Genomic DNA, 20,068 nt, shown 5'->3' with positions numbered 1-20,068 from the left:
GGAATGACTCAGTTTCACCGCATCGCCGCCCTGTTGGCCCTGGCCTTTGTGCTCGGCGGTTGCACCAGCAAACCGGTTTACAACGCCAAGGAAGAGTTTTCGCCAAACCTCGGTTTCACCGCCCCACAGATGAGCCGTGCCATCGTCACCGCCCTGAACGACCGCCAGTGGGTCGTGCAATCGGTGCGTCCGGGCATGATCAAAGCGGCGATCACCGTGCGCGGCCGCCACCATGCCGAAGTCGATATCCCGTTCACGCCGACCTCGTTCGAAATCGACTACCGCAGCAGCTACGGCCTCGACGCCAAGGACGGCAAGATCCACGGCAACTACAACCGCTGGGTCAACCGCCTGCGTGACAACGTGCTGAAAGAGCTGTCGATCAACCCGGACATCGAAGCGGTGAACAACCTGGGCATCATCAAACAGGGCGCGGACGAACCGACTTATCTGAGCTTTCGCGAAGGCGTCAAACGCGCCACCGACGCCGGCCTGCTCGACGGTAGCGTGAAGTTCTACCTGGCCGGCGAACCCCTGCCGAAACAGGTGCGCAAACTCGACACCGTCAGCAGCAGCCGCAAGACCAACGGCTCGAACAAATCCGACGAAGACGCCTGCTTCTGGGCCCTGCAATCGGCCCTCGCGACCCTGCAGAACGCCGCGAAAAAGCCGACGCCAACGCCGTGATCAACATCGCCAGCGTCGACCAGCGTGACTTGTACAAAGACACCGAAAAATTCCAGTGCCGTGCGGGGTTGGTGGTGTCGAGCGTGGCGCTGCGCGGGGATTTGGCGCACGTGGATTGATGCGCAGCATCTCGTAATGAGGGCGCCATTCGGCGCCCTTTTTACACGCAGATCGAGCATCATGCGAAACCACTGTGAATTGCAGCTATCGTAAAAAAGTCTAAAAAACTGTTAGTTCTTACAGGTGCCAAGTTGAGCTGCCAGGTAGACGATGCAGAGGTAATACTCCTCCATAAACGGTGATCAACATGGCAACTTATACCGATCAGGATCTTCTGAAGCTGACTCCAGAACAAGTGAAAAGCCTTAGCCCCGACGACAAAAAGCGGCTAGAGACTCTAAGACATCTTCGCGACATTCGCGCGGACGTTCTAATTCGATAATTCAGCCCTTATAAGCAGAACTAATCATTAAGCAGAGGTTGACCAGAGAAATTGCTACCTGCCATACACAAAGGGCGCCATTCGGCGCCCTGTTCATTTTCTGCATCTACACTCGTCTGGCAGGCCAACGCATCGCGTCTGCCAGAACGGCGAGCCCCCACCGGTCAAACACTCGCTGTTCTCTTTCACCGTCAAGGAGATGACCATGCAAGTGAAAGCCCTGATCGCCGCCACGCTTTTCGCGCTGATGCCCAGCGCCAGCCATGCCACCAACCTGATGTACATGCCGTTCGAAACCGTCGTCTCGGACGCGCTGCGGGCCGGGCGGCTGGATGGCAGTGTGAAGTTTTATCTGGCCGGCAACGGGCCGCAGGGCACTCAGCAGTTGCTGCGCCGGGAGGTGATCAGCGACCTGAAAACCAATGGTTTCAACAAGAGCGATCATGATTCCTGCGAGTGGGTATTGCAGTCGAATCTGATCAGGTTGCAGGCCGACGCCAAGCGTGTCGGGGCGAATGCGGTGGTCAATATCGTCAGCTACTACGACCAGCATGTGCGCAAGGATTTGAATACATACGAGTGTCGGGCGGGGATTTTTGTCACGCGGGTGGCGTTGCGCGGGGACTTGGTGCGAGTGAATTGATTGCCGGAACGGCATTCCAGCATGAAAAAGGGCGCCTTTTGGCGCCCTTTTTCATCGATTAATTAATCATATTTTCGCAAATAAAATGCTGGTAAATAGCACTGAAAACCTATCATCTCGTATTTTTTAAAATAGCTCTGTAAATCGATATGGAAACTGGAAAGCATTGCAATGACAGGAGCGAACATATAACAAGAAAATCTGAACAGGTATCAGAATATAGCTAAACAACCTCAACACCTGTCAGATCTGACAGGTGCTCAAATTAAAGCTTCCCTTCAAACTAGCCCGGCGACGAACACATTGAAAAAAATCAATCAAGCTCCATTTTAAAAAGGAATAATTACTGTGGAAAACTCAAAATTCAAGAATGAAATCTTAAGCCTTATGAAGGCTGCAACCAGCGACCAAAACGCTGCCAATAAGTCGTGGGAAGGCACATTGAATTTCGACTTCAATGAAAGTTCTGAAGAAGATGACGATGAAGATACCGACCAAGAATACCGTATAGTTAAAGTTTCAGTAAAAGCAGGAGGAACTGATACAACCGAACTATCCCTGGAGGGTTTGATTAGCTCTATTGAAAGTAAAATCAATGCTCTTAGCGAACCGCCCTATTCATGGCTCGTCATCGCAGAGTCAGACCGCACAACCATGAGATGCACTGTAACAGTTCTCGATGAGAATCTTCCCGCTGACAAATACTCCCAATGAATACGTTCAGACTTTATCTATAACCAGAAATCTTTAATTAGAAAAAACTCTGACGGAGAATTGAATTAGCACTCCCTCAAAACGACAAAATGGTAGAGCTCAAAACATCAAGTCAGTTTCGAATGCCAACTACCAAAAAGACGAAAAACCGTGAAAGCACAAGCTTGAACATAATCCGCCCCTGATGTTAAACATCACAAATCATGGAAAGAACCCGTCAAAACCAAGAACCCCCATGTGAAAAAGGGATATTTACAAGTTAAAACAAGACGCAGGCAAGCCCGCCCCATTGGTTTTTTAAATGAGCACAAAGGGTGTGAACACTTCTGTAACTTGTGGGAGCTGGCTTGCCAGCCATTGACGGCGCACCCGTCAGGCTTGTTCGACCTTGCGTGTGAGCAACTCGACAAAAGCCTTGGCCATCGGCGACTTCTGATCCTTGCGCTGCACCAGCCACACCGCAGAGATCGCCTCCGGATCAAGCAACGGCCGATACACCACACCGTCGATGCGCATGCGTTGATAGGACGCCGGTAGCACCGAAACACCCAGACCCGCCGCCACCAAACCAATAATCGTCATCGCTTCCCCCGCTTCCTGGGCGAAGTGGGGGCTGAACCCGGCATCGCGGGCCAGGCTTAACAGTTGCGCGTAGAGGCCGCTGCCGTAACTGCGCGGGAAGAACACAAACGGTTCCAGCGCCAGCGCCGAAAGAAACAGGCCATCCTCGCTGCCCTGCGCCAGCGGGTGTTTGGAACTGAGCACCGCCACCAGCGGCTCACGCATCAACTCCACCACGCTTAACGAATCCGGTAGCCCCAGCGGGCGCATGATGCCGACTTCGATCGACTGATCAACCAACGCGTCCGCCACCATGGTGCTGCTCATTTCGCGCAAATTCAGATGCACCGCCGGGAAGCGTTGCCGAAACGAAAAGATCGCCTGAGGAATGGTCGAGTTGAACGGCGCCGATGAAGTGAAGCCGATCTTCAATTCCCCCAACTCACCGAGTTGCGCACGCCGGGCGACATCTGCCGCTTTATCGACCTGCGCCAGCACCAGCCGCGCCTCCTCCAGAAACAATCTGCCTGCTTCGCTCAGCTCGACCCGACGATTGGTACGTTCAAACAACCGCGCGCCGACCTCTTGCTCCAGCGCCTGAATCTGCTGGCTCAACGGCGGCTGAGAAATCCCCAGCACCTGTGCGGCGCGGCCGAAATGCAGTTCTTCGGCAACGGCGATGAAGTAGCGCAGATGACGCAATTCCATGAAAACCCCATTAGGTCGTTAAAGCTATCAAACAGGTCGAACAATATATTGGATAGAAACATTAGCCAGCTATATGATTTTTTCATTGCCTGCCTGGCCGTGTCCTCCGAGGTCTGAAGTGAAAACAGCTGTCGCCCCCCTGGCCCATGAAGTCCCGCCTGCTGCGGTGGACGATGTCGTCGCCGAGCTGCAAGAGATCTACATCGAAAAAGGCACGCCGATGTTCATGCGCACGGTCCTGGCGTTGTTCAGCGGCGGTTTCGCGACCTTTGCCCTGCTGTACTGCGTGCAACCGATGATGCCGCTGCTGTCCCATGAGTATTCGATCAACGCCGCGCAGAGCAGCCTGATCCTCTCGGTGGCCACCGGCATGCTCGCCATTGGCCTGCTGATCACCGGGCCGATTTCCGATCGGGTCGGGCGTAAACCGGTGATGGTCACCGCACTGTTCGCAGCGGCGCTGTGCACCATGGCCAGTGCGATGATGCCGAGCTGGGAAGGCGTACTGATCATGCGCGCGTTGATCGGCCTGTCGTTGAGCGGCCTGGCGGCGGTGGCCATGACCTACCTGAGCGAAGAGATTCACCCGCAGCACATTGGCCTGGCGATGGGTTTGTACATCGGCGGCAACGCCATTGGCGGGATGAGCGGGCGCTTGATCACCGGCGTGCTGATCGACTTCGTCAGTTGGCACACAGCGATGCTGGTGATCGGCGGTCTGGCGATGATTGCGGCGGCGGTGTTCTGGAAAATTCTTCCGGAGTCACGCAACTTCCGCTCGCGCTCGCTGCACCCGCGCAGCCTGCTTGATGGCTTCACCATGCACTTTCGCGATGCCGGCCTACCGCTGCTGTTCCTTGAAGCGTTCGTGCTGATGGGCGCGTTCGTCACCCTGTTCAACTACATCGGTTATCGCTTGCTGGCTGCGCCATATCAGCTTGATCAGGTGTTTGTTGGTTTGCTGTCAGTGGTGTATCTGTCGGGCATTTACAGCTCAGCGAAGATCGGTTCGCTGGCCGACAAGCTGGGCCGACGCAAAGTGTTGTGGGCAACGATTGCGCTGATGTTCGTCGGCCTCGCCCTGACCATGTTCACACCTCTACCGCTGGTGATCATCGGCATGCTGATCTTCACCTTTGGCTTCTTCGGCGCGCATTCGGTGGCGAGCAGCTGGATCGGCCGCCGCGCGACCAAGGCCAAGGGGCAGGCGTCGTCGTTGTATCTGTTTAGTTATTACGCTGGGTCGAGCATTGCCGGCACGGCGGGTGGGGTGTTCTGGCACTTGGGGGGATGGAACGGCATTGGCCTGTTTATCGGCGCGCTGTTGCTGGTTGCGCTGTTGGTGGCGTTGAAGCTGGCGAAGTTGCCAACGCTGGGTAACGCGCCATCCTGACTGTCAGGATGGCTCGGCACGAACCACCAGTTGCGCCTCCAGTAACTGATCTTTTTTATCCAGGCTCAGGGATTCGAATTGAGCACCGGCGCGTTCGACGGCCTCCAGCCATTTCAGTAATGTCTGCGCATTGCCCCGCAAGGTGATGCGCAGGACATTGTCATCGGCCTCGAACTGTTCCAGGTCCAGCCCTTGCGCCAATGCGCTGTCACTGAGCCGGGCGGAGAGCGGCGCGGATACCGGCGGGCGCTGCTGCGACGGCAGTGCGCGCTGCACTTGTAGCGCCAGCGCCAACCGTTGTTGGTAAAGTCGTTCGGCGGCAGCCAGACGCTGTTGTGCCGGTTGCCAGAGCCCACTGAACATCAGCACGACGATCAGGAAAATGCCCAGCCAGACCAGCATTTTCTGATCCCTTCGCGGCAGTTGCTGCCATTTTTCCTGCAAGACTGGCGGTAACTTCAGGTAAGACTTCATTCAGGACGACTCCTCCAGCGTCAATATTGCCCGTACGCGGTTCTGGTCTTTGCTGGCACTGCCGAGCTTGATTGGCATCCCGCTCTGTCTGCCGCGCTCCCGCAACTGCTCAAGTTCGGCAAAACTGTTGGCTGTCAGTTGCACTTTCCAACCCTCGCCGGCGCGATACTCGATGCGTTGAACCTCGACGCTGCTGCCACCGATTACCTGTTCGGCAAGGCTGCGCAAACGCGCCAGACGGGTTTCCTGATTCGTATCACTCTGCGATTGCAAGGCACGCAATTGCGCAGCCAGGTCAACAATGCGCGTTTCCTGCGGATAGATGGCTCTGAACCGCTCCACGCTGTCGGCGTAAAGAAGCCCGGCTTGTTGTTCAAGAAAATGGCTACGGGCCTGAGTGAAACCCCACAGCATCAGGAGCGTCAGACCCACCGCCACCCCCACCAGCGACCAGGGCAAGCGGCGCTGCGACTGAGCATATTCGCCCTGACGCAGGTCTATGGCGTGCCGGGATTGTCTGACCAACACAGTGCTGAGCGCTGTCAGCGGAGAGCCCGGTGTGTTCAGCCAATGCACGGGGGATGCCGGATTTTCCTTCAAGGTTTCACGTCCTTGATCGGTCAGCGCCAGCCTCGCTCGCAGGCCCCCTCCAACGATCCAGCGCCCGAACCACCAAGCGCCACAAGGCTGATCGTCGGGCAGCAGATCGGCATCGACGAAACAGCTTGCCGGCTCGATATCCAAGGACTTCAGCAGGATCAACAACTGTTCCAGCCACTGCCGGTCGATTACCAACAGCGGATAGCGTCGCGTAGCGTCTGAGCGCCCGGCCGCCACATGAACGCTGTCCAGTTCCTGCGCCAATTGGTCCTCAATCGCATACGTCAGCGCCTGTACGGAAGGCCGTCGTCGGTTAGGCCTCGCGTCGGTGAGCCACCAACTACAAACCTCCATTGGCAGTATCAGCATGACGCTGGCACCGGCCAACACGGTCGCTGCGTTGGCCAACGGCATGAGATTCGGCGCCTCGTCGTCACGCCAGAAACAGCAGGGCCAATCGGGTGATGCCTCAGACAAGCCTTCGGCGGTCAGGTAAAGCCAGGTTTTCATTGGGCAATTTCACTTTCAGTCGAGGCCACGAAACTTCGTTGTTGCAGTCGTAGCCGGCCATTGTTCAAATCACGTTCAAATTGGCTGATCAGGCGCAGACGGCGCTGGCCCAACTCGGCATCCACCGTTACGCGAAACCAGCGACTGCTCAGGCCCAACCCTTGGCTGAGCACACCCAATCCCTCAATGGCAGGCGCCTGAGTGAAGTTCTGCACACTGGAGTAACCCTCATCAGGACGTTGCGCCACCAACGCTCGGGCGCTGTCGATGGTCATTCCTTCAAGGGTCGCGAGAACCGTTGCCGAGGCGGTGTTGACGTTTAGCGTGGCCTCCCTGGGGAGCACGGCAATCCACGGTTTGATGCGCGCCAGCCAATGTGCATCGACGCCGGGCAGCAACCGTAATCCGGAGACATCGGACAGCAGCCCCGGGCCGTCGGGCGGGCGCAAAGCGCTCAAATCCGGAGCATTCAGGTTCAGCGCCTGCAACAGCCGCGACCAGCGCCCGAGCGTGATCTGGTCGACCTGACCGGCCTTGAGCAACTGATTGATATTGAAGCGCCCGGCCAAGTCTTCGATGTGGATGTGCACGCGCCCGTCGTCGATGTCGAATGCGCTGCGGCGCTGGCCCCACTCTTGCCCCAGCTGAATCGTTTTGGACGCTCGCCATTGTGGGTTCTGCAGGTATTGCCGAGCCAGGGTTTCACCGCTCAGCCCCAACTGACGCAACTGCAATTGATGAAGTTGCTGCGCACTGCTTTGCACGGCGAGGCGATGGCTGCGCAGTAAACTCCCGACCAGCAACAACGCCAGGCTCATCACCAGCAGCACCGTGATCAATGCAACGCCTTGCTGACGGCTCTTCATCGCACGGCCTGCGGCAAAATGAACACGCGGCGGATCTGGCCGAAGCGCGGCGAGGAAAACTGCAGTTCCACAGCCTGGGGCGGCGCCATCGGCATTTTTGCGTCAACGGGCCACTCACTGCGCCAGGCGCTTTTTTCATCGAACAACCGCCAACGCACCTGAGTCACGCCTTCGAGCAACTTCTGCCGTTGCGCCTCGGCCTGGCCAACAGCGCGACTGTAACGCCACAGCGTTTCACCTTCGAAGGTGTAACTGACTTCCTGTAACTCGCTGCGCGGCTGATCCAGCGGGTTGCGCCAGTTACCCCGTTGAAAATTCAGCAAACCGCCATCAAGCAGAATCGTCCGCCCCGGCTGCGACTCCACCACCTGCAGCACATCGCGCTCAATCACCGCTACGGCGCGCATCAAGCTGCGCAGAGCCAGCTGATGGTCGACACTGCTGCGCTCGGCGTTGGCAACTCCGTCGAACAATCGCCAGCACGCCATCCCCAACACAACGAAAATGGCCATGGCGATCAGCAACTCGATCAAGGTGAAACCCGACTGTCTATTCATCTCGCGCCTGCAACCAGCGCTGGCTGTGGTTCACGATGTTGTCACTGTCGCCACGGCGCACGCTGATTTCGACCGCAAGCAGACGCGGGTCTTCTGCCGCTCGAATGACTTGGCTGAGCACCCACTCTCGCTGGGCGAAGGCGACGACGAATTGTTTACTGCCCAATGGCAGATTGCGTTGCAGGCTCAGTTCGCTCAACTGGTTATCCGCCAGCCATGAGGCAAACAACCGCTCCTCCAGACCGGCACCCTGCTGCAATACATACTGACTGGCCGACAGGGCGGCGGCGGCCAGGGTTGCGAAGATCGCGAGGGCGATCATCACCTCCAGCAAGGTAAATCCGCGCTCAGTTTTCATCGATGACCGGCTCACTCAGACCATCACTGGAAAGACTCAACCAACGTTGACTCTTGCTGGAAAAACTCAAGACAAAGGGGCTGAGTTCGTCACTGCTGAGCAGCAAAATCTGGGGTTGCGCCGACTGGTCGCTCAGGGTCAGCGGTCGACCTTCCTGCTCAAGCGTCATGAACAATCCCACAGGCAAATGACTTGGCGCGCCGACTGGCTGCCAGGTCGAACGCTCGAAACGCAACAACTGATAACTCTCACGCTCCAGCCGTACGCCGTATTCACGCTCTTCCAGCACCGCGCTTTCCCGTGAGGTGTTCAGTAACTGTGCAACGACCAGGGCTTGCTGCCGCGCCTGACGTGCCGGGCTCTCGCCGGCCACCAGGGTGATCATGCCGATCACCACGCTGATCACCACAATCACCACGAGCATCTCCAGCAGCGTGAAACCACGGGCGTTGCGCTTCATCCTCAGTTGTCCCAATTGCCGATTTCAGCCGCGTGCCCTTCCCCACCTTCGACGCCATCGGAACCGAAGGAATAGAGGTCATAACCCGGCCCTTTAACGCCCTGCCCCAGGTACTGATAAGGCGTACCCCATGGGTCGACCGGGAGTTTCTTCAGGTAACCCTGCGGGTTCCAGTTTTTCGCCGTCGGTGTACCTGTCGGGCGTTTGCTGAGCGCTTCGAGCCCTTGTTGAGTCGAGGGATAGTTGTGATTGTCGAGGCGATACATTTCCAGCGCCGTGGCGATCGCCTGAATATCGGTTCTGGCAGCAGTGACCTTGGCCTGATCGGGTCGGCTCATGAACTGCGGGACGACGATCGCGCCGAGAATGCCGATGATCACCACGACCACCATGATTTCGATCAGGGTAAAGCCGCGTTGGGTACGTGCGCCGGTATGTACAAAGGGTTTCATGGTTCAGCTCACCAGTTGATTAAGACTCAGAATCGGCATCAGGATGGCCAGGACGATCAGCAACACCACGCCGCCCATCACTACCAGCATGAAGGGTTCAAACAGGCTCACCGCCAGTGCGATGCGCGCTGCCAGGGTTTTTTCCTGTTGCTCGGCGGCTCGCGCCAACATGCTGTCCAGTTCACCCGCGCGCTCGCCACTGGCGATCATGTGCAGCATCATCGGCGGGATATCGCCGCTGCGTTCCAGGGCACGAGCCAGCGTGCCGCCCTCACGAACAGAGCGGGCGACATCGCTCATGCGGGCGCGGACGGTCTGGTTGGCAATCACCGCGGCGGCTATTTCCAGAGCATCCACCAGCGGCACGGCGCTCTTGCCGAGAATCGCCAAGGTACTGGCGAACCGTGCCGCTTCGGTCGCGCGCAACACCCCGCCAAGCAGCGGCATGCGCAGCAGCAATGCATGCCAGCGCAAACGCATGGCGGGCTGACGTAACGCCGCTCGTACAGCCGCGACCAAAGCGAAGATCAGCAAAAACAGCCACAGGCCATAACCGCGCAAGCCATCGCTGAGGGCGATTAGTCCGCGAGTCAGCATCGGTAATGGCTGGCCACTGTCGATAAAAATCTTCACCACGTCGGGCACCACGTAGGCCAGCAACAAACCGACAATGGCCAGCGATGCGCACATCAGAATCAGTGGATAAACCAGCGCCAGCTGAATGCGCTGGCGCGAAAGCTGACGGGCCTCGGTGTAGTCGGCCAACTGCTCCAGTACCTGCTCCAGATGACCGGAGCGCTCACCCGCATCGACCGTGGCGCGATACAGTTCGGGGAACACTTTGGGAAATCCGCCGAGTGCCGACGCCAGTGCGTAGCCTTCAAGGACACGACTGCGCACCGATAGCAGGAGGCTGCTGACACGTCGTTTTTCACTCTGCGAGGCTACCGCTTGCAAGGCTTCTTCCAGTGGTAACGAGGCCTGAATCAGCGTCGATAGCTGACGTGTGACCAGGGCCAGTTCGCTGGCACTCAAGCGCGCGTTACTGGTGAACCGACCGGCCGGATTTTTTACCCGTCGGGCCTCCCTCAAGTGAGTGGTCATCAGGCCGCGATCACGCAATAACTGACGCGCCTGCCTGGGACTTTCCGCCTCTTGCGAGCCTCTGATCCTGCGACCATTGCGGTCCTGCGCCTGATAATCGAATGCCGGCATGCTCAGTCCTCCTGGGTCACGCGCAACAGCTCATCGAGGCTGGTCGAGCCATCGAGTACCCGCCGCAGCCCATCCTGAAACAGGCTCGGGGAGCTGTTGCGTGCTTCACGCTGAAGCTCCGGCTCGCTTGCGCCGCGATGGATCAACTCCGAGAACGCCGGATTGACGCTGATCAGTTCATAAATGCCGATCCGTCCGCGATACCCCTGCTGGCAATGCTCACAACCCACGGCCCGATAAAGGCGCGGCGCCGCGTCGACCGCCAAGCCGAGCCGCAGGCTCTGGGCCGCGTCCGCCACATAGGGTGATTTGCATTCCGAGCACAGCGTGCGCAATAGACGCTGGGCCAGCACACCGACCAGCGAAGACGCCAACAAGTACGCGTCGACTTCCATGTCCAGCAACCGGGTCACTGCGCCCACCGCGCTGTTGGTGTGCAAGGTCGACAGCACCAGGTGACCGGTCAAGGAAGCCTGCACAGCAATTTCCGCGGTTTCGCGGTCACGAATTTCGCCCACCATCACCACGTCCGGATCCTGACGCAGGATCGCCCGCAAACCCCGGGCGAACGTCATATCGACCTTGGGGTTGACCGGGGTCTGGCCAATGCCCGGCAGGTGATATTCGATCGGATCCTCGACGGTCAGGATATTGCGTGTCTGATCGTTGAGATGAGTCAGCGCGGCATACAGGCTGGTGGTCTTGCCCGAGCCCGTCGGACCTGTGACCAGAAAGATCCCGTGGGGTTTGCCAAGCATTTGTTGAAACCGCGCCAGCGTCTCGGCCGGCATGCCCAGACGCTGCAGGTCGAGGCGACCGGCCTGCTTGTCGAGCAAACGCAAAACCACTCGCTCGCCATGGGCCGAAGGCAGGGTCGACACCCGCACGTCAACCTCGTGGCCAGCCAGACGCAAGGCGATACGACCGTCCTGAGGAATACGCTTCTCGGCAATATCCAGCCTGGCCATGACCTTGATTCGTGACACCAGAAGATTCGCCAGCTCACGCTTGGGCCGCAGCACTTCACGCAATTGACCGTCGACCCGCATGCGCACCGACAGGTACTGTTCGAACGTTTCCAGGTGCACGTCAGAGGCTTTTTCGCGGACGGCTTCGCTGAGCAACGCGTTGATCAGACGAATGATCGGTGCATCGCCCTCCTGCTCCAGCAAGTCGGCAGTCTGCGGTACCTGATCCGCCAGACTGACCAGATCCAGTTCATCGTCCAGCCCCTGTGCGACTTGCTCGGCGGCGCTTTTTCCGGCGCGATAACACTGCGCCAGACGCAGGGCGAAAGTCTGTTCGTCGAGCCGCTGCCAGGGCAGATCCCGGGGACTCAAACGGCGCACTTCGGCCAGTGCAGTCAACGGGGTGTCATCGCGAAACAACACGCGCAAATCGTCCCCCTCGCCTTCGAGCAATACCCCGAAACGACGGGCAAAGCCGAATGGCAATCTAGCAGCGGACTCCGGCACCGCACTCATGGTGCTCGCACCTTGTCTTTGCGCAGATCAATCAGTTGATTGTCGTTGGAGCCTTCGAACAATTGTTGTGGGTCTCGTGGCAACAACAATGAGTTGTTCTGCCGCGCGCCCGGTTTGCTCAAGTGACGCAGGTCGTTGTAACGATCCTCGGTGATCTCGGCGAGGTTCGCTCTGCTGCGGACGATGGTCGGACGCAGGAACACCATGAGATTGGTCTTGGTCACGGTGTCTTTGCTTGAGCGGAACAGCCCACCGATCAGCGGAATGCGGCCGAGGAACGGCACACTGCTTTCCACCGTCCGTACGCTGTCCTTGATCAAACCGCCAATCACGATGATCTCGCCGTCATCAGCCAGAATAGTGCTCTTGAGCGAGCGCTTGTTGGTGATCAGGTCTTCGCTGGTGAGGCCGCTGACCGCAGGCGCGATTTCGGAGTTTTCCTGCTCGACTTCCAGCCTGAGTGTCGAGCCCTCGTTGATGTGTGGCTTGATCTTCAGGCTGATGCCGACGTCCTTGCGCTCGACCGTGGTAAAGGGATTATCCGAGCCGCTGCTGGAAGTGGTGTAGGAGCCCGTCTTGAACGGCACGTTCTGCCCCACCAGAATCTCTGCCTGCTGGTTGTCCAGCGTCAGCAGACTCGGCGTCGACAGTAAGTTGTTACGGGCATTGCTAGCCAACGCGGTCACCAGAACGCCGAAACGATCACTGCCGATTTTCAGTGCAGCGCCTTCCGGCAACTTGACGTTGGCTCCCGAACCCAAGAGCCCGGCAATCGTGCTTCCAGCGCCCGGAAAGGTGATGCCGCCCTTGACGTCACCGCCATTCACGCCCCATTGCACGCCGAGCGCTTCATTGATGTCGCCGGAGATTTCGACGATCGCGGCATGAATCAGCACCTGAGCGCGTGGCTGGTCGAGTTGACGGACAATATTCTCGATGGTGCGCACCTGCGCCGGCTCGGCAATGACTACCAGCGCGTTCTGGCTCTCATCGGCCTTGACCACCACAGGGGAGGCCGGCGAAGTATCTTTGCCAATGCCCGCACCACCGGCCGCTTTCATTCCCTGACTCATGGAATCGAGCACCTCGGCCAACTGCTTGGCGTCACTGTGGCGCAGACGTATGACCCTGGAGTTGTCCGCGCGGGCGTTGGCGGGTGTATCGAGCGCCCGTGCCATATCGATCAACCGCTGCCGGGCGACCTGTGTGCCCAGAATCACCAGACGATTGCTGCGGCCATCAGCGATAACCTGGCTGCCGGACTCCAGGTTCTGTTTGCCGATCGACTGCTCCATGACTTTGGCAATCTCGACGGCCAGGCCATAGCGCAACTCAACAACGGCGTGTGCATTTTTGGCACCGGAATCCAGTTGCCGCACTATCTCGCTGATGCGGCGGACGTTGCCGGCGCTGTCGGTAACGATCAATGCATTGGCCGAAGCGGAGGGTCCGATATATCCATTGGTGGACACCAACGGACGAATCAACCCGGCGAGATCGGCGGCAACACTGGCGTTCAACTCGATGACTTGAGTGACGAACTCGGTGCTCGACGCCGTGTGGCCATTTTCGTTTCCAGCGCGCGCCTTGGCTTCGCCCGCCGGAATGATCAGCAAGCGATCACCCTGATCAACAGCGGCAAAACCGTGGGCATCGAGCACCGAGAAGAACAGACGCCGAACACCTTCGCGGTCCAGCGGCTGTTTGGAAAGCACGGTAATTCGACCCTGAACACGCGGATCAAGAATCACCGTGGAGCCGAGTATCGAAGACATCTCCTGCACGACATCGCGCAACTCCGCATCCTTCATGGACAACTGCCATTGCGGCGCTTCGGCCAATACAACGCCTTGAACCAACAACGGTGCGAACGCCAGAAACCGCAAGACGCGGCGTGCAGAAAACCGGAAGAGCATAGTCATGCGATCAATCACTTTGGCCACTGTAGGGCGTGGGTTGGAGATAAAGGTTGGCGCTTGCGCCAGCAACGTCGGGCGAACTGCCTTCGATGGGCAACAACCAGTGTTTGGTCGACATTTCGATGGGCAAGACTTCTTCGCGGCCATTGCGCCAGAACACCACCTGGCCGACTTCGATGCGGCGCAGCACACTGCCGCCCGGCAAGGTGTCGCCGAGCCGGTAGGTCCGTTCACCTTCAGTGCCGGCCAACAGCGCTCGGGAGTCACCGGTACTGGAAACAAAACTGGCCTTGAGCACTAACGCCTCACTGCTTCGGGCCAGTGACTCTTGCGCTACCAGCCCCAGCAACGAAGCAATCGCCCCCGGATTGAACGGCGCCTGTTCGTCAACTGAGGGAGGCGGTTTGATCGCAAGGTTCGCCAGAACGGGAAGCGTGTCGCGCCAGGCGCGCTCCTTCCACAGCAATACACCGCCACAAACCAGCGGCAGCAGCAATGTCGAGCCGAGAAATACCGAGGTCTTTCTGGAGGGCGCCATCGATAAAAACTTCAAGGGCGGCTCAACTCAAACGATCGAAGCCTGTCGGTGAGCAATCCCTGCGCAGGCACGGGTTGCCTTGAGAAAACGGGTTTTCTGTTCATGTCTTCACGTTCCGATCCACACATCCAGGGTATGCCTCGAATACCAACTGACGACGCCGAACAGCCATGACGGCTGTCCGGCGTCGAACGGCTAGGGATTACCTGGCAATCCAGGCGTCCTGCCAGTTGGAACCAATACCTGGCTCATACTGATTGGCGGAGGGGCTGTAAGATTTGCACCAGCCTTCGAACGGGAACGGCTTGCACTCATAGACCTTGCCGTTTTTTGGCTGCAGCACTTTCGTACCGGCCTTGTAACTGCCAATCCCGGCAGGGAACTCAAAGGCGTGATCGCCACCGCCGGCTGTACCGGTCATTTCAAAACGCTTGGCGTCTTGAAGATTGATCCGGCCATCCTTGCTGCTGCCAACCAGCAATACCTGATGTGCACCGGGCGAACTGGTTACCTGAACGCCGATCGGCGCAGTGGTGGCATTGACCAGTTGTTTCGCATAGCCCACTTGCTTGTTGTTGGCATCCACCACGGTGGCCTCAACGGTCAGTTCGCGGTTGGTCATGACCGTGAGGTCGACTTTGGCTTTGCCTTTGTCCAGCACAAACTCGCTCGCCATGTTGTGGACGTGCATGTAAGCGTCGATATCGCTGACTATTACCGTTTGCAGCTGATAGCTGGTAACACCACTTTCAACCTTGGCGTACAAGCCATTCGTGCCCTTGACCGGGGCAATATTGCCTTCGGCGTCACGTACACCGGCACGTATCAGTTTCTGGGTCGCGTTGACCTTTTCGGCCAGTTTGTACGACCAGTTCTGCGGCAGGCCTTCTTCTGTTGAATCGATCGTGATCCCGACACTGTATTCAGCGCTTTCAGCTCCGCCTACGAATGCGCGGGCGTTAACCTTGTCGCCGATGCCCAGAGTTCTGTTCGGGGCGATGTTGCCGACATCATTCCAACTGTCCACAGGACCTGGTCCCGGACCCGGTCCCGTATTGCCATCGGCAGTGATGTTCACATCAATGACTTTATGGAAAGCCGACTTTGTGTCATCGACAGTCCAGATACCGAGAATGACGTGATGCCCACTGCGATCGGCCGGGATCGTGCACTTGTGCTTCTCTTTTCCTGGGCCAGCGCCGCCCGACGGCCCGGCAATCGGCGAGCCGCCGTTGGCCTCCACCACGCAAAACGGTGTGGTATCGAACGACGCACGCTTGAGCGGCTCGTTCGGGTTCCAGCCGGTTTTGGTGATGAAGTATTCCCAACGAGTGGTTCGATGGGCGGCGGTGTAGTTCCAGGCAAACTCGACATTGCGGTTCTTGATTTCATTCAAATGCCAGCGGGTAGCCGTTTGAATATCCATCTCGGAAAACGAACCGTTTTCGGCACTTGGAATCTTGCCATCGACCGGCCCCGCAGACGGGAAACCTTTAGGCCCCTCTCCCACACTGTGCGGTTCGTATTGAGCACCACCGCAATTTGTATTGACGCCCAGTCGGCAAGAATAAGCTCGCTCAGGCGGCTCGGTAATATAGCCATGCGCCGACACTTGCTGAGAAGCCAACAGTGAAGCCAGCAGGGTCAATGAGGATGCACACCCTGCGAGGATCCCCGCTGATGAAATGTTTTTCGTCATCTTGCTCTCCAATTAACACACTTACGACGTTGTTTTTTTGCCGCACGAGTTCCTTCTCCAGAACAAGCCGCTGCCGAGACATAGCTGGTCCTCTGATATTCCATAATCAAACTAACGATCGAGACTTCGCTGACGGCATCAACTGTTATCTCGGCATTCACAGCCACTCTGCGAGAGATATCCAGGCGTGATGCCCTCATCGGTGTCGGTGCGATTTTGCTTTGACGAAAATCTTACTCGAGAAGCCTGCGTGCCTGAAATAGAAGGGGTTTCAGGCACCTTTTACGAAATAGCCAACTGCTTTTTGCAAAGAAAAAACTTTGAACGTTATCGCAATCACAGCGCACAGAGGCGAAAAAAACCGCTCTAAAACAGTGCGCACAATAGTAGCCATATGATATTCAGCGAGAAAACATGTCGCGAAAAACCATCGAAGTGCCGGATAAAAATATCGATCAGGCAAGAACTTCGCAGCCCATAAACAGCCAGACCATAACACCACGAAATATTTTGTTAAACATTTCAAGTGCTAAAAAATAACCGACCAAATCAATAGGATTTTTATAAATCTGATAACTGTTACTTCACTACCCACCTGAAAACTGAAAACTTCCTTATTCAAACAGATATTCCAGACAGCACCGACCAACAACTAAAAACTTACGACTAATAATATTAATAGCAATTAGTGATTTGAGAGATTCATCACACGACGCAGGCACTTTGTTCGCGTGAATGACGTACTTTTATTCAGCAGACAAGGAGAAAACCGGCAGACGTAAGACGTCCCGGACGCATACGTACCCGATAAAGACTGAGAGGGAGGGAGGGAGGGAGGGAGGGGAAACGAGGAGGACAACGACGGAACATTGAATCAATTGCCCTGCCCGATTCCGGGGCAGGGCAAACAACAACCACTGTGTCAGTTACTCGTGATACTGCGCCGACAGTTCATGCACTGCGCGCAGGAACGCACCGGCATGCTCAGGATCAACCTCAGGGGTGATGCCGTGGCCGAGGTTGAACACGTGGCCGCTGCCCTTGCCGTAGCTGGCCAGAATGCGCCCGACTTCGGTGCGGATCGCTTCCGGTTTTGCGTAGAGCACGGTCGGGTCCATGTTGCCTTGCAGGGCAACCTTGTCGCCAACGCGGGCGCGGGCGTTGCCGATGTCGCAGGTCCAGTCCAGGCCCAGCGCGTCGGCGCCAGCCTCGGCGATGCTTTCCAGCCACAGGCCGCCGTTTTTGGTGAAGAGGATCACCGGCACCTTGCGACCGTCGTTTTCGCGGATCAGGCCGCTGACGATTTTCTTCATGTAGGCCAGCGAGAACTCCTGATATGCCGCCGCCGACAGGTTGCCGCCCCAGGTGTCGAAAATCTGCACCGCTTGCGCGCCGGCCATGATCTGGCCGTTGAGGTACGAGGTCACCGACTGCGCCAGTTTATCCAGCAGCAGGTGCATGGCTTGCGGGTTGTCGTAGAGCATCGCTTTGGTCTTGCGGAAGTCTTTCGACGAACCGCCTTCGACCATGTAAGTGGCCAGCGTCCACGGGCTGCCGGAGAAGCCGATCAGCGGCACACGGCCATTCAGCTCGCGGCGGATGGTGCTGACGGCGTCCATCACATAGCCGAGGTCTTTATGCGGATCAGGGATCGGCAAGGCTTCGATATCAGCGAGGGTGCTGACGACTTTTTTGAAGCGCGGGCCTTCACCGGTCTCGAAGTACAGGCCTTGGCCCATCGCGTCGGGGATGGTGAGGATGTCGGAAAACAGGATCGCCGCGTCCAGTTGTGGATAGCGGTCGAGCGGTTGCATGGTGACTTCGCAGGCGAATTCCGGATTCATGCACAGGCTCATGAAATCACCGGCGTGGGCACGGCTGGCGCGGTATTCCGGCAAGTAGCGGCCGGCCTGGCGCATCATCCACACGGGGGTGACGTCTACGGGTTGCTTGAGCAGGGCGCGGAGGAAACGGTCGTTCTTCAGGGCAGTCATGTCGGCATCCGGAAAAAAAGTGCGGGCATTTTCTCAGAGCGCGACGCAAAAGGCACGGTTGCAGGTCAGCCTTTTGTCTATCGGGTCAATTTATTGCGTTGGAAACACGCTATCAGCAACACAGAGAAACAACTGTGGGAGCGAGCCTGCTCGCGAACAGGGCTTCACATTCAACATTTCTGTTGACTGATCCACCGCTTTCGCGAGCAGGCTCGCTCCCACAGGGTTATTGCATTTGGCTCAGGGGCGGGGTTTAGACGCCCAGGTAGTCGAGGATCCCTTCGGCGGCATTGCGGCCTTCGAAGATTGCCGTCACCACCAGGTCGGAACCGCGCACCATGTCGCCACCGGCAAAGATTTTCGGGTTGCTGGTCTGGTGCTTGTACTGACCTTGCTCAGGCGCAACGACGCGGCCCTGGCTGTCGGTCTGGATCTCGAACTGTTCGAACCACGGCGCCGGGCTCGGGCGGAAACCGAAGGCGATGACCACGGCGTCAGCCGGGATGATCTCTTCGGAGCCCGGGATCGGCTCAGGGCTGCGACGGCCACGGGCGTCCGGCTCGCCGAGACGGGTCTCGACCACCTTCACGCCTTCAACCTTGTCTTCGCCGACGATGGCGATTGGCTGGCGGTTGTAGAGGAATTTCACGCCTTCTTCCTTGGCGTTCTTCACCTCTTTGCGCGAGCCGGGCATGTTCGCTTCGTCACGACGATAGGCACAGGTCACCGACTTGGCGCCCTGACGGATCGACGTGCGGTTGCAGTCCATCGCCGTGTCGCCGCCGCCGAGTACCACAACCTTCTTGCCTTTCATGTCGACGAAATCTTCCGGCGACTTTTCAAAGCCCAGGTTGCGATTGACGTTGGCAATCAGGAAGTCCAGTGCGTCATAAACGCCCGGCAGGTCCTCACCGGCAAAGCCGCCCTTCATGTAGGTGTAAGTACCCATGCCCATGAACACCGCATCGTATTCGGCGAGCAGTTGCTCCATGGTCACGTCTTTACCGACTTCGGTGTTGAGACGGAACTCGATGCCCATGCCAGTGAAGACTTCGCGGCGATTGCTCAGCACGGTCTTCTCAAGCTTGAACTCGGGAATGCCGAAGGTCAGCAGACCGCCGATTTCCGGGTTCTTGTCGAACACCACCGGAGTCACGCCGCCACGCACCAGCACGTCGGCACAACCCAGACCTGCCGGGCCTGCGCCGATGATCGCGACACGTTTGCCGGTCGGCTTGACCTTGGACATGTCCGGGCGCCAGCCCATGGCGAACGCAGTGTCGGTGATGTACTTCTCGACCGAACCGATGGTCACCGCGCCGAAACCGTCGTTAAGGGTGCAGGCACCCTCGCACAGACGATCCTGCGGACACACCCGGCCACAGACTTCCGGCAGGGTGTTGGTCTGGTGCGACAGCTCCGCGGCCTGAAGGATGTTGCCCTCGGCCACCAATTTGAGCCAGTTGGGAATGAAGTTGTGCACCGGGCACTTCCATTCGCAATACGGGTTGCCGCAACCCAGGCAGCGGTGGGCCTGATCGGCCGACTGCTGGGGTTTGAACGGTTCGTAGATTTCGACGAACTCTTTCTTGCGTTGACGCAACAGTTTCTTCTTCGGATCTTTGCGCCCGACATCGATGAATTGAAAGTCGTTACTGAGACGTTCGGCCATCTTCAAAACCTCTTACACGACAGCTCCAAGCTATTAGCTTCAAGCTGCAAGAAAATCACATTAGTCCGGTAGAGCGCGCACTGGCTTCAGCTTGCCGCTTGAAGCCAGTGGCTTGCAGCTGC

Annotated in this window: 20 protein-coding genes; 5 read left to right on the top strand and 15 right to left on the bottom strand. The window is 57.8% G+C overall.

Features of this window, described 5'->3' with window-relative positions:
- The first annotated feature begins 3 nt into the window (after positions 1 to 3).
- The 4 genes from JFT91_RS08180 (at position 4) to JFT91_RS08170 (ending at position 2,486) form a co-directional block, all read left to right on the top strand.
- Positions 4 to 687: a hypothetical protein gene (locus JFT91_RS08180; RefSeq protein WP_201232049.1), complete on the top strand. Its 684-nt coding sequence runs from the start codon at positions 4 to 6 to the stop codon at positions 685 to 687.
- A complete protein-coding gene (locus JFT91_RS29860; RefSeq protein WP_277953317.1) occupies positions 684 to 806 on the top strand; it encodes a hypothetical protein in 123 nt (40 codons plus the stop codon). Before JFT91_RS08180 ends, JFT91_RS29860 begins: the two co-directional genes overlap by 4 nt.
- 528 nt (positions 807 to 1,334) lie before the next feature.
- Positions 1,335 to 1,772, top strand: a complete 438-nt coding sequence (locus JFT91_RS08175) for an excinuclease (RefSeq protein WP_201232048.1) — start codon at positions 1,335 to 1,337, stop codon at positions 1,770 to 1,772.
- A gap of 348 nt (positions 1,773 to 2,120) precedes the next feature.
- The gene (locus tag JFT91_RS08170) at positions 2,121 to 2,486 is read left to right on the top strand and encodes a hypothetical protein (RefSeq protein WP_201232047.1); all 366 of its coding nucleotides are present in this window, start codon (positions 2,121 to 2,123) and stop codon (positions 2,484 to 2,486) included.
- A gap of 372 nt (positions 2,487 to 2,858) precedes the next feature.
- On the opposite strand, the gene JFT91_RS08165 is transcribed toward JFT91_RS08170, so the two are convergent.
- The gene (locus JFT91_RS08165; RefSeq protein ID WP_201232046.1) at positions 2,859 to 3,755 is read right to left on the bottom strand and encodes a LysR family transcriptional regulator; all 897 of its coding nucleotides are present in this window, start codon (positions 3,753 to 3,755) and stop codon (positions 2,859 to 2,861) included.
- A gap of 139 nt (positions 3,756 to 3,894) precedes the next feature.
- Between JFT91_RS08165 and JFT91_RS08160 the strand changes: the two genes are divergently transcribed.
- Positions 3,895 to 5,148, top strand: coding sequence for an MFS transporter (locus tag JFT91_RS08160; protein WP_518524862.1), 1,254 nt, complete (start codon positions 3,895 to 3,897; stop codon positions 5,146 to 5,148).
- Positions 5,149 to 5,151: 3 nt separating this feature from the next.
- On the opposite strand, the gene JFT91_RS08155 is transcribed toward JFT91_RS08160, so the two are convergent.
- From JFT91_RS08155 to JFT91_RS08090, 14 genes are all read right to left on the bottom strand, one after another.
- A complete protein-coding gene (locus JFT91_RS08155) occupies positions 5,152 to 5,622 on the bottom strand; it encodes a type II secretion system protein M (protein ID WP_201232044.1) in 471 nt (156 codons plus the stop codon).
- Positions 5,623 to 6,732 (bottom strand): type II secretion system protein GspL, encoded by a 1,110-nt coding sequence (gene gspL, locus JFT91_RS08150; protein ID WP_201232043.1) that lies wholly within the window; start codon positions 6,730 to 6,732, stop codon positions 5,623 to 5,625.
- Positions 6,729 to 7,598, bottom strand: coding sequence for a type II secretion system minor pseudopilin (locus JFT91_RS08145; RefSeq protein WP_201232042.1), 870 nt, complete (start codon positions 7,596 to 7,598; stop codon positions 6,729 to 6,731). The genes gspL and JFT91_RS08145 overlap by 4 nt, the downstream gene beginning before the upstream one ends.
- Positions 7,595 to 8,155, bottom strand: coding sequence for a type II secretion system minor pseudopilin GspJ (gspJ, locus tag JFT91_RS08140; RefSeq protein ID WP_201232041.1), 561 nt, complete (start codon positions 8,153 to 8,155; stop codon positions 7,595 to 7,597). The genes JFT91_RS08145 and gspJ overlap by 4 nt, the downstream gene beginning before the upstream one ends.
- A complete protein-coding gene (gspI, locus tag JFT91_RS08135) occupies positions 8,148 to 8,513 on the bottom strand; it encodes a type II secretion system minor pseudopilin GspI (RefSeq protein WP_201232040.1) in 366 nt (121 codons plus the stop codon). Before gspI ends, gspJ begins: the two co-directional genes overlap by 8 nt.
- Positions 8,503 to 8,973: a type II secretion system minor pseudopilin GspH gene (gspH, locus tag JFT91_RS08130; protein WP_201232039.1), complete on the bottom strand. Its 471-nt coding sequence runs from the start codon at positions 8,971 to 8,973 to the stop codon at positions 8,503 to 8,505. The genes gspI and gspH overlap by 11 nt, the downstream gene beginning before the upstream one ends.
- A gap of 2 nt (positions 8,974 to 8,975) precedes the next feature.
- A complete protein-coding gene (gene gspG / locus JFT91_RS08125) occupies positions 8,976 to 9,425 on the bottom strand; it encodes a type II secretion system major pseudopilin GspG (RefSeq protein WP_201232038.1) in 450 nt (149 codons plus the stop codon).
- A 3-nt stretch (positions 9,426 to 9,428) separates the two neighbouring features.
- Complete coding sequence (gene gspF, locus JFT91_RS08120) at positions 9,429 to 10,640, bottom strand: type II secretion system inner membrane protein GspF (RefSeq protein ID WP_201232037.1); 1,212 nt, start codon at positions 10,638 to 10,640, stop codon at positions 9,429 to 9,431.
- Positions 10,641 to 10,642: 2 nt separating this feature from the next.
- Entirely contained in the window at positions 10,643 to 12,124 is a 1,482-nt protein-coding gene (gene gspE / locus JFT91_RS08115) for a type II secretion system ATPase GspE (protein WP_201232036.1), read from the bottom strand.
- A complete protein-coding gene (gene gspD, locus JFT91_RS08110; RefSeq protein WP_518524858.1) occupies positions 12,121 to 14,046 on the bottom strand; it encodes a type II secretion system secretin GspD in 1,926 nt (641 codons plus the stop codon). The genes gspE and gspD overlap by 4 nt, the downstream gene beginning before the upstream one ends.
- Before the next feature lie 4 nt (positions 14,047 to 14,050).
- Entirely contained in the window at positions 14,051 to 14,581 is a 531-nt protein-coding gene (locus JFT91_RS08105; RefSeq protein WP_201232035.1) for a type II secretion system protein N, read from the bottom strand.
- A 202-nt stretch (positions 14,582 to 14,783) separates the two neighbouring features.
- Positions 14,784 to 16,280, bottom strand: coding sequence for an N-acetylglucosamine-binding protein GbpA (gene gbpA / locus JFT91_RS08100; protein ID WP_201232034.1), 1,497 nt, complete (start codon positions 16,278 to 16,280; stop codon positions 14,784 to 14,786).
- 926 nt (positions 16,281 to 17,206) lie between these two features.
- Positions 17,207 to 18,274, bottom strand: coding sequence for a uroporphyrinogen decarboxylase (gene hemE / locus JFT91_RS08095; RefSeq protein WP_007909440.1), 1,068 nt, complete (start codon positions 18,272 to 18,274; stop codon positions 17,207 to 17,209).
- Positions 18,275 to 18,527: 253 nt separating this feature from the next.
- A complete protein-coding gene (locus JFT91_RS08090; protein WP_039757038.1) occupies positions 18,528 to 19,946 on the bottom strand; it encodes a glutamate synthase small subunit GltD family protein in 1,419 nt (472 codons plus the stop codon).
- Between the last annotated feature and the right edge of the window lie 122 nt (positions 19,947 to 20,068).

Origin of the sequence: Pseudomonas sp. TH08, from assembly GCF_016651275.1 — a bacterium.
Classification (GTDB): domain Bacteria; phylum Pseudomonadota; class Gammaproteobacteria; order Pseudomonadales; family Pseudomonadaceae; genus Aquipseudomonas.
Note: the sequence above shows the minus strand (reverse complement) of the source record. Positions and strands in the feature narration are given on the sequence as shown.

Excerpts from the sequence above, each read along its gene's own strand:
- JFT91_RS08180 (WP_201232049.1), top strand. The coding sequence starts at position 4 with ATGACTCAGTTTCACCGCATCGCCGCCCTGTTGGCCCTGGCCTTTGTG.
- JFT91_RS08175 (WP_201232048.1), top strand. The coding sequence starts at position 1,335 with ATGCAAGTGAAAGCCCTGATCGCCGCCACGCTTTTCGCGCTGATGCCC.
- JFT91_RS08165 (WP_201232046.1), bottom strand. The coding sequence starts at position 3,755 with ATGGAATTGCGTCATCTGCGCTACTTCATCGCCGTTGCCGAAGAACTG.
- JFT91_RS08155 (WP_201232044.1), bottom strand. The coding sequence starts at position 5,622 with ATGAAGTCTTACCTGAAGTTACCGCCAGTCTTGCAGGAAAAATGGCAG.
- gspL (WP_201232043.1), bottom strand. The coding sequence starts at position 6,732 with ATGAAAACCTGGCTTTACCTGACCGCCGAAGGCTTGTCTGAGGCATCA.
- JFT91_RS08145 (WP_201232042.1), bottom strand. The coding sequence starts at position 7,598 with ATGAAGAGCCGTCAGCAAGGCGTTGCATTGATCACGGTGCTGCTGGTG.
- gspJ (WP_201232041.1), bottom strand. The coding sequence starts at position 8,155 with ATGAATAGACAGTCGGGTTTCACCTTGATCGAGTTGCTGATCGCCATG.
- gspI (WP_201232040.1), bottom strand. The coding sequence starts at position 8,513 with ATGAAAACTGAGCGCGGATTTACCTTGCTGGAGGTGATGATCGCCCTC.
- gspH (WP_201232039.1), bottom strand. The coding sequence starts at position 8,973 with ATGAAGCGCAACGCCCGTGGTTTCACGCTGCTGGAGATGCTCGTGGTG.
- gspG (WP_201232038.1), bottom strand. The coding sequence starts at position 9,425 with ATGAAACCCTTTGTACATACCGGCGCACGTACCCAACGCGGCTTTACC.
- gspF (WP_201232037.1), bottom strand. The coding sequence starts at position 10,640 with ATGCCGGCATTCGATTATCAGGCGCAGGACCGCAATGGTCGCAGGATC.
- gspE (WP_201232036.1), bottom strand. The coding sequence starts at position 12,124 with ATGAGTGCGGTGCCGGAGTCCGCTGCTAGATTGCCATTCGGCTTTGCC.
- gspD (WP_518524858.1), bottom strand. The coding sequence starts at position 14,046 with ATGACTATGCTCTTCCGGTTTTCTGCACGCCGCGTCTTGCGGTTTCTG.
- JFT91_RS08105 (WP_201232035.1), bottom strand. The coding sequence starts at position 14,581 with ATGGCGCCCTCCAGAAAGACCTCGGTATTTCTCGGCTCGACATTGCTG.
- gbpA (WP_201232034.1), bottom strand. The coding sequence starts at position 16,280 with ATGACGAAAAACATTTCATCAGCGGGGATCCTCGCAGGGTGTGCATCC.
- hemE (WP_007909440.1), bottom strand. The coding sequence starts at position 18,274 with ATGACTGCCCTGAAGAACGACCGTTTCCTCCGCGCCCTGCTCAAGCAA.
- JFT91_RS08090 (WP_039757038.1), bottom strand. The coding sequence starts at position 19,946 with ATGGCCGAACGTCTCAGTAACGACTTTCAATTCATCGATGTCGGGCGC.